Here is an 11,985-nt window from a genome sequence, read left to right on the forward strand (position 1 = left end):
CTATGAAACAGAAAAAAGAAAACAGAGTAGCTTTGCTGCTCCACTGGGCCGGTGAGCAAAAAATCTGGCTGTTCCTGGCGATTTTTCTATCGGCGGTCAGCGGCCTTTGCATTATCGTCCCTTACATTGGGATTTACCGGCTCATGGACGCCACCTTCAATCATACCTGCACACAGGAATTGGTTGTGCAGACCGTGGCAATGATTGCGGCGGCGGTAACTTTGCGGTTTGCCCTGTTTGGCTGTTCCGGCGTAGCAGCCCACAAAGGGGCCTACGGCGCTCTTTTCAAAGTGCGCTGCATGGTTGCAGAACACATGGCCAGAGCGCCTTTGGGGGCCTTGAATGAACGGCGCACCGGGGATATAAAAACGGTTCTGAATGAAGATATTGAAAAGCTGGAGCTGTTTCTGGCCCATAACCTTCCTGACCTTGTGTGCTATCTGGTGGGGCCGGTAGTCATCTTTATTTATCTGATGACCGTCAATATTCCTCTGGCATTGATTTCCCTGGTTCCGCTGATCCTTGCTGTTGTTGTAATGGGGATGATGTTCCGCAATACGGATGACCTGATGGAACGGGCCAATCGCTCCATTACCACACTGAACTCGGTTATGATTGAGTACATCAGCGGTATGAAATTGATTAAAGCCTATAACATGGGGAGCAAATCGTTTCAAAAGTTTTCAGACGCTATCCAGGAAGAAAACGCCATGTGGAATGAAACTTCCCGGCGCATGGGGCCACCTTATGCGGCCTTTGTTGTTATCATCGAGTGTGGGATGTTGTTGATGGTTCCAGTCGGCGGAATGTTTTTCCTGAAAGGCTCGCTGGCGGCCAGCACATTTTTGCTGTTCGTCTATGTGGGTTCCATGTATCTGACGGAAATCCGACCCCTGCAGGAACTGGGAACTAATTTTGCCAATGTGCTGAACGCTGTTACTAAGACCAAAGAAATCCTGGATATTCCGATTTATGAGGGTGGAACAGACTTCCCTAAAAATCACGATATTGAGCTTCGGAATGTTCGTTTTTCCTATGATGGCAAGACCGATGTACTGCAAGGCGTCAATCTTAAAATTAAAGATGGTGAACGCATGGCCCTTGTGGGACAGTCTGGTGCCGGTAAAAGTACCGTGATTGAGCTGATCTCCAGGTTCTATGATGTACAGGAGGGCGAAGTGCTGATTGGCGGGAAAAATGTAAAGGAACTCAATTATGATACTATCCTAAAAAATGTCGCTATTGTGTTTCAAAAGACCTTCCTGACCCGTGACAGCGTTTTAGAAAATATCCGCATGGGCAGTAACGCCACTCTGGAAGAAGTGCGGGCCGCCGCAAAAGAGGCGCAGATTGATGATTTCATCATGTCTTTGCCGGATGGATATGACACGAAGGTGGGCAGCTTCGGCTCTCGCTTCTCCGGCGGTGAAAAACAGCGGATTGCTATTGCCCGCGCTATCCTGAAGAACGCCCCCATTTTGATTTTAGACGAGGCCACAAGCGCCTCTGACCCGGAAAATCAGATGGAGATTGACAAAGCCATTCAAAATCTCTGCAAGGGAAAGACCGTCATTGTGGTAGCCCATCGTTTGAGCGCGTTGAAGATGTGCGAGCGTGTAGCAGTGGTTGAAAATCACACAATTACCTGTGTCGGAACCCATGAGGAAGTCCGAAAGAACAATGCTTACTATCGGAAGGCGTGGGAGGACTACGAAACAGCCCGGAATATTACTTATCAGTTGGAGGGAGGCGAGCAGCATGAGTGAGCATGATGTATTGAAAAAGAACCGTAATTTTTATATTGGCGTTGGCGGGACTGTTCTGGAAGGGCTTCTCTCCGGCAGCTTATTCATGCTTCTTTACTCTGTCATGCAATTTCTGTGGTCAGGGCAGTTTGACATGAACCGGGCATTGATATTGACTGGCGTAATTGCGGTCATTTTCCTGCTTCGTATTCTGATTTACAGCTATGGTTATACCAAAGCGCAGATTGGCGGCGCAGAGGTCAGCAAAAACATCAGGCTTTTTATGGGCGACCATTTGAAGCGTATCCCGCTATCCCGGTTTACCCAGGGACAGACCGGCGATTATATCAATACCATCACAAGCGATGTAAACAACTATGAAAAAATCCTGACCCATAAGATCGGTGATCTGGCAAAGAGTTTTGCACTTTCGCTCATGCTGATTATTTTTGTGATGACCATTTATGTGCCTGCCGGAATTATCCTGCTGATTGCCGACCTGCTTTTGATCCCTGGACTGTGGCTTTCCTTCCGTATGGTTCGGAAGTATGGTAAAGAAAAGAATGATATTTGTGCGGAGAATGTCAGCAGCATTGTGGAGTATGTGTCTGGTATTCAAACTTTCCGGGCCTATGGCGTAGGTGGTTTGAAGAATAAAACCGTTATCAACGCCATGCGGGAGTTCTGCCGGATCAGCTTTGTGTATGAAGCGAAAGTCCTTCCTATCGGCGCTGGATTTGGCATTTTAAGCTGGCTGTCCTGCCCGCTTGTTATCTGGACAGCTTATGCGCCCTGGGCTGCCGGAACACTGGATACAGTATCTTATCTTCTGATCTGTATGCTGCCTTTGTTCTGTGCAAAGCTGGCAAACTCTATTTTTGTAGACCTGACAAGTTATAAGAACCTGATGATTTCCAAAAACAAAATCCTGGGTGTGATGAACGAACCAGAGGAAACTGGCAGTATGGAGCCGCTTCAAACGGCCACCCATGAAATCACCTTCGACAGTGTGGACTTCTCGTATGTACCCGGAGAGCCGGTGCTGAAACACGCCACCTTTACGGTGCCAGACCAGAAGCTCACTGCCATTGTAGGGGACTCCGGTTCCGGCAAATCCACCATTCTGAACCTGATTGCAAAATACTACGAGGCGAATGGAGGAACCATTTCAATCGGCGGCAAACCGATTAACCATGTGGCCGCAGAGCGTGTACTGGAACAAATCTCTATGGTAGACCAGGATGTATTTCTCTTTGACGATACCATCCGGGACAACATCCGGCACGCCCGCCCCAATGCCACGGACGAGGAAATCGAGGCTGCTTGCCGGGAGGCTAATTGTGACGGCTTCATCCGCAAGATGGAAAAGGGATATGATACGCCGACCGGCGAAAACGGAAACCTTCTCTCCGGCGGTGAGCGTCAGCGAATTTCCATCGCCCGCGCTATCCTGAAAAACAGCCCGATCCTGCTTTTGGATGAAGCAACAGCGTCCCTTGACATCGAGAACGAGCTGGCAGTAAAGCAGGCCATTGCCAATCTGCTGAAAGAGAAAAAGACTGTGGTAATGATTGCTCATACCCTTTCCATCGTCAAAAATGCAGATCAAATCCTTGTGGTATCTGACGGAAAGATTGCTGAAGCCGGTACTCACGATGAATTGCTGGCTAAAGGCGGAAAGTATGCGGCTATGTGGAACGCCGAACAGAAAATTTCTGCCTGATTGGAGGTAACAATGAAACTTCATGCGTCCGGGGAGGACTACCTGGAAACCATCCTTGTTCTCCAAAAGAAACTCGGTATGGTACGCTCCGTAGATGTGGCCCGGCACATGGAGGTGTCAAAGCCCAGCGTGTGCCATGCAGTGGCTACTTTGCGGGACGGCGGCTTTCTTACAATGGATGAAGATCACTTTCTCCATCTGACCGATGTGGGCCGCGAGGTTGCCGAAAAAATCTACGAGCGCCATTGCTTTTTTACCGAGCAGCTTATCGCCGCAGGCGTTGACCCCAGGACTGCGGAGGCCGATGCCTGCCGGATTGAACACATCATCAGCGATGAGAGCTTTTCACGGCTGAAAGAGGCAGCCGCACAAGAGCAAGAATAAACCGAATAAGCCAAGCTATCCTGCCCCGCCAGACGGGGAAAGAAAAAAACCGTTGCAGGGCAGGTAGCTTCGTGCGCCCATAATGGATTTTCAGGGTACTGCGGCGGTTTTGAGTACATCAAGGCCGCCGTTCCTTATGCCCTCGACAAAGGAGTGACGCCTATACGCTGATACGAACACGACGGCTTTAGGAGGGAGCCGCCGTGAAACAAAGAGCGTTTCGACATAATGCGACAGGACGCAGGCTATCAAAAAAGTCGCTTGCTGTTCATCGTGGCTTTACGCCCTTCACACTGAACCATCACGCCATGATTTACACGAACTAAAAAGAAACGCACTTGCTGTTGGGTCTGTTGTCCCATTCTGCAGGTGCGTTTTTCTATATAGAGGAACCCCATCATTCCCACGTTGTAGGGGACCGCCGGCCAGTCTGAATTTCTCGCAATTCAGACTGATCGGAGGTAAAACAGCGTGGACGCTGATAAAAAAAGAATATGGATTCGCGGCCAATATGTCGAGGTCACGGATGAAGTGTACCGGGCCTATATGCAGGGCGACCGGAAAATGCGCTATTTTGAGAACGATTTGAAAACCGAGCGGTTCGTTCTCGGAAAGGAGGGCCAGGTGGTGCAGATCATCCCCAGCCGCGAAGATTCTTTGGACCGGCTGGTGGATGAAAATGCCCGGCAATTCTCCGATGAGCAGGAAAGTGTGGAGAGCGTGGTGCTTCACAAGCTGGAAGTGGACAGGCTACATACCGCGCTTTCCTTGCTGACTCCAGAGGAACGTGCGCTGATCCAGGCGCTGTTCTTTGAGGAAAAGACAGAACGGCAATATGCAGACGAACTTGGCGTGTACCGCAATGCTGTTCACGTTCGGAAAATGAAGGTCCTCAAAAAGTTGAAGCTCTTATTGGAGAGTTAAATCTAATGCCCCTCACCTGGATATTGTTGGGTGAGGGGCATTTTTGACTTTCTCAAATAGAAACAGCCTGCCATACAATCTCGTGCTATGAGGATATACAAAATTCAAATTCGCACACTTGTTCTGGCACTGTAGTTCAGGTATAATATGAACAAAGGTATTTTTCAAAAAATCACCCTTCTCCACCTAAACTCCACCTTTGTATGTTACACTACCTTTGGAGGTGCAAGCAATGTCAAAAATGATTTTGATTATAGAGGATGAAGAATCCATTCAGAACATTATCAAGGCGTTCCTGGAGGACGCCGGCTACACGGTGGTTCTGGCTGCTGATGGCATGGAAGGAATCGAACAGTTCCGGGAGAACAAGCCCGACCTGGTGCTTCTGGACTTAATGCTCCCGAAAATTGACGGATTTGCCGTGTGTGAGATTCTGCGGAAAGAGAGCCACGTTCCCATTATCATGCTCACCGCATTGGACGATGACGACAGCCAGATGAAGGGCTTTGACGCTCTGGCAGACGATTATATCACCAAGCCCTTTTCCATGCCGGTTGTGATGAAGCACATCGAAGCGGTGCTGCGCCGGGCTGAACAGGGCGGCGCTGCGCCCAATACCGTGATCCGTTATAAGGAAATTACAGTGGATACGGACAGCCTTACCGTCCTTGTGGGAACAGAAAGCGTTTCCCTGACCACCAGGGAATTTGAGATTTTGAAGCTCCTTCTGGAGAATCAGGGCCGGGTGGTGTCCAGAGAAAGACTGCTGGATACGGTTTGGGGCTACGACTATATTGGCGACGAAAAAATCGTCAACACCCACATCAAGAACATCCGCAAGAAGCTGGGTGTGGACTACATCGAAACCATGAGAGGGGCGGGATATAAAATTGAGAAGGAAGATTAGTCAAAGCATTCAGGCCAAAACCTTCCTCAGTATGCTGGCGCTGCTGGTGGTCTGCTGTATCCTCATTTACGGCATGGTAATGATCTTTCTGCCGAGAAATTACCATACGGAGCTGGAAGGCCAGGTCACTTCCGATTTTTATGACTTGATGGCGGTCTTGGAGCAGAACGGCTGGGAGGCCAGCTCGGACAGCCTGATGGAATTTTCCATGAGGAACAACGCTTCGGTGAAAGTCAACGATAATTATGGGAACAACCTGTTCTCCGTGAATTTTGCCGACATGGAGAACATGGACACTTCTGCTCCCTCTATGAGCTGTTCCGCAACATTCCAGCAAGGTGGGCAGACCTACCATGTATTTGCCAATGCCGCCCTGGTCGCAGTGGCGCAGTCCTATGACATCCTGCTGAAGCTCATCCCCTTGATCGCCGTTGTGATTCTGCTGATCTCCGTCATGGGGGCGGTGGTTTGTTCCCGGTACTATTCCAAGCCGCTGGTTAGTATCAGCAACGTGGCGAAGCGAATGACCACCCTGGACATGACCTGGAAGTGTGAAGTCAACCGGCAAGACGAGATCGGTGTGCTGGCCGCCAGCCTGAATGAAATGGCCCAGCGTTTGAGCGATACGATGGACAGCTTGAAGGCGGCAAACTGGCAGTTGAAGAAAGATATTGAGCGGGAGCGCGAGCAGGAAAAGCAGCGGGTGGAATTTTTCACCGCTGTCTCCCATGAGCTGAAAACCCCCATTGCCATCATCAAGGGGCAACTGGAAGGCATGATCTATCAGGTAGGCGAATACAAAGACCGGGATACTTACCTGCGCCGGTGTATGAAAACCACCAATGACATGGAGACGCTGGTCAAGGAGATTTTGTCGGCGGCCCGGATGGGCGGCAGCGACTTCCACCTGGAGCGCACCGACCTGGACATCAGCCAAATGCTGCGAAAGGTCTGCCAGCAGTTCCGTGGCCGGATGGAGGACAAGGAGATGGAACTGCGCATGGACATCCAGCCGGCCTTCCACTATGCGGGTGATGGGCGGCTCATGGAGAAGGTGTTCACCAACGTGGTTGGAAACGCCGTAGCCTATTCTCCTGTGGGAGCCACTGTTACGGTGTCATTGCAGAACGGTATTTTCTTTGTGGAGAACTCCGGCATTCACATTGCCGAGGAAGATTTGAAGCAGATCTTCACGCCATTCTACCGGGTGGACAAGTCAAGAAACCGGAACAGCGGCGGCAGCGGCCTTGGGCTGTATATCACCAAGACCATCTTGGATCACCATGGGATCCCGTACAGCATGGTGAATACGGAGGATGGAGTGCGGCTTACGGCTATCTTCCCGAAGGCAGCAATGTAGGAGCAGTCCTCTGTTTGTGCGCTATCTGGCGGCAGGGAAATCTTAGCCTCAGACTGTTCGAAAAACAGCATTGGTTTGGTATTAACATATTTGATATAGAGCGAGAAATTTTATAGCCTGCTCTTAGAGATTTTAGACCTCTCTGGTAGAATTGGGAGCTTTAATTTGGTATAATCCAAGAGACAAATTGGGACTTATAAGGAAAGGATAATATGAAAGGGTTTGAGCGAAAAAATCAATTATTTTCCCTTTGCGGATTGAATTGTGGGTTATGCCCCATGTTTTTGGGAAAGCATTGTGGCGGTTGCGGGAACGGTAATCAATCGTGCGGAATTGCTAAGTGTAGCCTTGAACATGGTAAGATTGAATACTGCTACGAATGTGAAAGTTATCCATGTGAAAAATATCGGTATATTGATAAATATGATTCTTTTATAACTCATAAACGCCAGAAAGCAGACTTGAAACTGATACAGGACATTGGTGTTGAGCGGTATAATTTTCAACAACGAGAAAAAATGCAGATTCTTTCTTGTTTACTTGCTAACTATAATGACGGTCGTAGGAAGAATTTCTTCTGTGTAGCAGTCAATTTGTTAGAGCTATCAGAATTACAAGAAGCTATGAAACAAATACAACATAATGATGAATTGTCTGTTTTGTCCGTCAAAGAACAATGTTCATATATAGTTGATATACTTCAAAAAATTGCTGATAGAAGAAATATAGAGTTAAAACTTGTTAAAAAGTAGTTTGTGAATCCTAAGTTATCGGGATAGATAATCGAATAAATTTATTCTATACAACCGAGAGGTTTTCCCTGTGAAAGCCCCTCGGCTTTTTTGCGCCCTGTCCCCAACTCCATCAAAACTACTCCTCAACTCCACCTCAACTCCACCTTCGTAGTGTACCATAAGGGTGTTCCCGGCAGACGGGACACCCACCGGAGCGGGAAACAGCTCCGGCGAAAAACTACGTTAGGAGGTACACAAGTGAACCCACTGGTTTTACAAAAAGGAAATGAGGTGGCCGTGAGATGAACCTGTGCAAACGGGCCTGCCTGTATTCCATCCGAAAAAAGGGCAAGACCCTCACACTGCTGGCGTTTCTGCTGGTCATGGCCACGCTGATGCTGACCTGCCTTTCCATTCAATCGGCCACGGAAACAGCCAACGCCAATATCAAAAAAGCCCTGCTGGGCTATTTCACCATCAATGCCAAGACGCTGGAGAACGGTATCCCGGAGGATACGGTGAGCCAGATACTTGATGTGGATGGCTTGAGCGGCAGGTACACCCTGCGCTCCTACACCTACGCTACTTATTTTGACGCAGACGGGAACCTTCTGGAAATCAACACCGAGGGCGCTGCCCAGGTGCCGGAGGGCTACGAGAACGCCGGACGGGTGGTGGCCAACTCCAATTCCCAGGAGGACAGCTATTTCACCGATGGCGGCTTTGAGATGGTGGAGGGAAACTCCATCACCACCGAAACGGTTAGCCAGGTGCTGATCCATGAGAAATTCGCCCAGCGCAACGGCCTGTCTGTGGGCGACACCATGCTGCTGGGGAATGTGGAAAACAAAGATAAGACCATCCCCGTGACGGTGGCCGGAATATTCACAAATACCGAGGAACAGGATTCCATCGGCATGGCCCCGTCCTATGACCTTTACGACAATATCGTTTTCACCGACCTCTCCACCGCCTCTTTCCTGCTCTACGGCACGGAGGGAACCACCAATGTCCAGTACGGGGATTTCTATGTGAACGACCCGGACGAGTTGGAGCGCATTATGACCGATGTGCAGGAATTGGATGGCGTGGATTGGGATAGCTGCACCCTGACCCGCTACGACAACGACTATCAGAACGCCAAGGAATCCTTGGAGGGCTTGCAGAACATCGTCTTTATCGCCATTGCGGTGGTATCGGTGATCTGTTTCCTGGTGCTGGCCCTGTTCCTGACGCTGCGGCTCCGTGGACGAATCCATGAAACCGGCGTTTATCTGGCAATGGGCATTTCCAAAGGCTCGGTGCTGCTGCAATACCTGCTGGAAGTGATCCTTGTGGCGGCCATCGCCCTGGTGATCTCCTTTGGAACCAGCACAGCCATTTCCCATCAGATCGGGAGCAGCCTGCTCTCCCAGGTGACCAGCGAAACCTATGAAACGGTGGACTTGACCGGGGAAAGCGAAGCCACGGAAGAAGAACCCACCGAGGATTTGGGCCTTGCCGAGATCGAGGTGGCTGTTTCCGCCGAGGATTACGCACTGGTGTGGGCTTTTGGTATGGTGCTGTGTGTGGCCTCTACCGCACTGGCCGGATATCCGGTCATGAAGATGAAGCCCAAGAGTATTTTGTCGCAGATGAGTTAAGGAGGTGCAGTCGATATGAATTTAGGAATACGAGCAATTTTATATAGCGCACGGAAGTGGAAAAAGACCGTATTGGTGTTCTTCCTACTTCTGACTATTACTACTTTGGTTTTATCCGGGCTGGCGATTGCCGATGCCCAGGAGGAACAGGCTGAGGAACTGCGTGGAACTACCGGGGCCAGCTTTACGGTGGAGAGAAATTTATCCACTGGTGGTTGGACAAGTGGCGCTCATGGTTCTTACAGTACGCAGGAATTTGTATCTGAGGAAATGCTTCAGGAAATTGCGTCAGTAGACGGGATTGCCGGATATGATGCTTCGATTGTTTCTATGCCGACTTTATATAGTAATGGTAAAACACTTGTCACAGATACTCCTGCCCTCATTTTTTATGTTTTTGGCTCTATGAATACAGAGTATAACGATTTGTTTGTATCCGGGCGTTTTGAATTGGTGGAAGGTTCACATATCACAGATGATATGCCAAATGGTATCATCCTCAACAAAGAACGTGCTGAACTAAATGGGGTAAAGATCGGCGATAAGGTTTCCGGTATTATTGATTCTTATTCGGACGACCCGGAAATTGAGATGGAAGTAGTTGGGCTTTTCGACATTGTGGTGGATAAGAACGATGAAGCCACTATGTATGACGATTCCACAATGTGGGATTATACCGACTATGCCTTTTGTAGTATTGACGCTATGAAGGCAATGGCTGTGAATTATGAAGATGGCAATAAAACACGCGAAGCGGATTTCTATGTTTCGGACGCCGCTGAGCTGAACAGTATCATAGAAGAAGTGAAAAATATTTCTTCAATTAACTGGGACAACTTTATTATCACAGCCAACGATGAAGTATATCAGAATATTTCCTCTGCTTTATCGGATACCAACACTTTAATTACTACAATGATTGTCATAATTACCGCTGTGAGCATGGTTCTGATTATCCTCATCCTCTCCATGTCCATCCGCAGCCGGAAACGGGAAACCGGCATTTTGCTGGCGGTGGGTATCGCCAAGCCTGCGGTGATTCTCCAGTATGTGCTGGAAACCCTGCTGATTGCGGTGGTGGCCTTTCCGCTGGCCTACCTCTCCAGTAAACAGGTTGCCGGCGCCCTGGGAACGCTGTTTGGCAAGGCGGCGGAGAATGTCATCGTCACGCCGGAGCACTTCCTACTGGTGGCTATCGTGGGCGGTATCCTGCTGGTGGTGGCAGTGCTGGTGTCCAGTATCTCGACCATGCGGCTAAAGCCCAAACAAATCTTAGCGCAGATGGAGTAAAGGAGGACGCAATATGAATTTAGGAATACGAGCGTTTTTATATAGCGCACGGAAGTGGAAAAAGACCTTGTTGGTGTTCTGCCTGCTCCTGGCCATTACCACTTTGGTGCTTTCCGGGCTGGCGATTGCCGACGCCCAAGAGGAGCAATCGGAGGAACTGCGGGGCGTGACAGGAGCCAGCTTCACAGTGACCGCCAATAATGGCTATACTCTGCAGCCTGTCACAGACGAAATGATTGAGGAAATCGCCGCGATTGACGGTGTAGAATCCTATAACACATCTCAATATACGATTGCAAATCTCTATCATCAAGATACTTTGATGAAAGGGACGGATGAACGGGAAGGTGTGTCAGACCTTTTTTATGCAACAGGTTGTTTTGATTCGGAGTATTCTCCGATGTTTCTCACGGGGGCGTTGCGTCTGACGGAAGGGCGTCATGTAACGGAAGGCGATGGCGGAATCATCTTGTACGAAGGTCTTGCCGATAAATATGGGTTGTCCCTTGGCGATACGCTCGAAATTAAAAACGGGAATCCAGACGATCCGTTGGTTGAGTGCGAGATTGCCGGTCTGTTTGAGGTTATTGCAGATGGTGACGACGAACAGGCAACTATGGCAAAGCCTTCAACCTTATTCGATTACAAGGACTATGTCTTTGTGGATATGGATACCATGTCTGCTGTCTCCGCGCCCTATACGGTCAGTGAGGGAAATGGAATTGATTCCGTTGACTTCTTCGTTTCGGACGCCGCCAAGCTGGAAAGCATTGTCCAGGAAGTGCAGAACAGCACCTCTATCGACTGGAACTCCTATTACATCACCGTGAACAATGAAGTGTACGAGCGCATTTCCAGCTCTATTGCGGATACGACTACTTTGGTTACGACGCTGATCGTGGTGATTACTGTGGTGAGCATGGTGCTGATTGTTCTTATTCTCTCCATGTCCATCCGCAGCCGGAAACGGGAGACCGGAATCTTGCTGGCAGTGGGTATCGCCAAGCCTGCGGTCATTCTCCAATATGTGCTGGAAACCCTGCTGATTGCGGTGGTGGCCTTCCCGCTGGCGTATCTGTCCAGCAAGCAGGTTGCCGGCGCCCTGGGGACACTGTTCGGAAAAGCGGCTGAGAATGTCATCGTCACACCGGAGCACTTTATGCTGGTGGCCATCGTGGGCGGCGTCCTGCTGGTTGCGGCGGTGCTGGTGTCCAGTATCTCGACCATGCGGTTGAAGCCCAAGCAGATTTTGTCTCAGATGGAATAAGACCATCC

At 49.5% G+C, this 11,985-nt stretch carries 10 protein-coding genes; all 10 read left to right on the plus strand.

What is annotated here, in order from left to right; all coding sequences use genetic code 11:
- The first annotated feature begins 2 nt into the window (after window positions 1-2).
- The 10 genes from B5E64_RS12055 (at window position 3) to B5E64_RS12100 (ending at window position 11,977) form a co-directional block, all read left to right on the plus strand.
- Window positions 3-1,766, plus strand: coding sequence for an ABC transporter ATP-binding protein (locus B5E64_RS12055; RefSeq protein ID WP_087168749.1), 1,764 nt, complete (start codon window positions 3-5; stop codon window positions 1,764-1,766).
- Window positions 1,759-3,468, plus strand: a complete 1,710-nt coding sequence (locus B5E64_RS12060) for an ABC transporter ATP-binding protein (protein ID WP_087168750.1) — start codon at window positions 1,759-1,761, stop codon at window positions 3,466-3,468. Before B5E64_RS12055 ends, B5E64_RS12060 begins: the two co-directional genes overlap by 8 nt.
- A 12-nt stretch (window positions 3,469-3,480) precedes the next feature.
- Window positions 3,481-3,852, plus strand: a complete 372-nt coding sequence (locus tag B5E64_RS12065) for a metal-dependent transcriptional regulator (RefSeq protein ID WP_087168751.1) — start codon at window positions 3,481-3,483, stop codon at window positions 3,850-3,852.
- 471 nt (window positions 3,853-4,323) lie between these two features.
- Window positions 4,324-4,776 (plus strand): sigma factor-like helix-turn-helix DNA-binding protein, encoded by a 453-nt coding sequence (locus B5E64_RS12070; RefSeq protein ID WP_087168752.1) that lies wholly within the window; start codon window positions 4,324-4,326, stop codon window positions 4,774-4,776.
- Window positions 4,777-5,008: 232 nt separating this feature from the next.
- Window positions 5,009-5,683 carry a response regulator transcription factor gene (locus B5E64_RS12075; protein WP_087168753.1) on the plus strand — a complete coding sequence of 225 codons (675 nt, stop codon included), beginning with the start codon at window positions 5,009-5,011 and terminating at the stop codon, window positions 5,681-5,683.
- A complete protein-coding gene (locus B5E64_RS12080; protein ID WP_204247068.1) occupies window positions 5,667-7,043 on the plus strand; it encodes a HAMP domain-containing sensor histidine kinase in 1,377 nt (458 codons plus the stop codon). The genes B5E64_RS12075 and B5E64_RS12080 overlap by 17 nt, the downstream gene beginning before the upstream one ends.
- Window positions 7,044-7,255: 212 nt before the next feature.
- A complete protein-coding gene (locus B5E64_RS12085) occupies window positions 7,256-7,795 on the plus strand; it encodes a DUF3795 domain-containing protein (protein WP_087168754.1) in 540 nt (179 codons plus the stop codon).
- Between the two features lie 284 nt (window positions 7,796-8,079).
- Window positions 8,080-9,420: an FtsX-like permease family protein gene (locus tag B5E64_RS12090; RefSeq protein WP_087168755.1), complete on the plus strand. Its 1,341-nt coding sequence runs from the start codon at window positions 8,080-8,082 to the stop codon at window positions 9,418-9,420.
- Window positions 9,421-9,435: 15 nt separating this feature from the next.
- Entirely contained in the window at window positions 9,436-10,710 is a 1,275-nt protein-coding gene (locus tag B5E64_RS12095; protein WP_087168756.1) for an FtsX-like permease family protein, read from the plus strand.
- Between the two features lie 13 nt (window positions 10,711-10,723).
- A complete protein-coding gene (locus tag B5E64_RS12100; RefSeq protein WP_087168757.1) occupies window positions 10,724-11,977 on the plus strand; it encodes an ABC transporter permease in 1,254 nt (417 codons plus the stop codon).
- Window positions 11,978-11,985: the final 8 nt, after the last annotated feature.

Origin of the sequence: Drancourtella sp. An12 (genome assembly GCF_002160935.1) — a bacterium.
Classification (GTDB): Bacteria; Bacillota; Clostridia; order Lachnospirales; family Lachnospiraceae; genus Sellimonas; species Sellimonas catena.

What these genes read in the sequence shown, in the direction of transcription:
- B5E64_RS12095 (WP_087168756.1), top strand. Translation starts at nt 9,436, where the DNA reads ATGAATTTAGGAATACGAGCAATTTTATATAGCGCACGGAAGTGGAAA.
- B5E64_RS12065 (WP_087168751.1), top strand. Translation starts at nt 3,481, where the DNA reads ATGAAACTTCATGCGTCCGGGGAGGACTACCTGGAAACCATCCTTGTT.
- B5E64_RS12100 (WP_087168757.1), top strand. Translation starts at nt 10,724, where the DNA reads ATGAATTTAGGAATACGAGCGTTTTTATATAGCGCACGGAAGTGGAAA.
- B5E64_RS12060 (WP_087168750.1), top strand. Translation starts at nt 1,759, where the DNA reads ATGAGTGAGCATGATGTATTGAAAAAGAACCGTAATTTTTATATTGGC.
- B5E64_RS12090 (WP_087168755.1), top strand. Translation starts at nt 8,080, where the DNA reads ATGAACCTGTGCAAACGGGCCTGCCTGTATTCCATCCGAAAAAAGGGC.
- B5E64_RS12055 (WP_087168749.1), top strand. Translation starts at nt 3, where the DNA reads ATGAAACAGAAAAAAGAAAACAGAGTAGCTTTGCTGCTCCACTGGGCC.
- B5E64_RS12075 (WP_087168753.1), top strand. Translation starts at nt 5,009, where the DNA reads ATGTCAAAAATGATTTTGATTATAGAGGATGAAGAATCCATTCAGAAC.
- B5E64_RS12085 (WP_087168754.1), top strand. Translation starts at nt 7,256, where the DNA reads ATGAAAGGGTTTGAGCGAAAAAATCAATTATTTTCCCTTTGCGGATTG.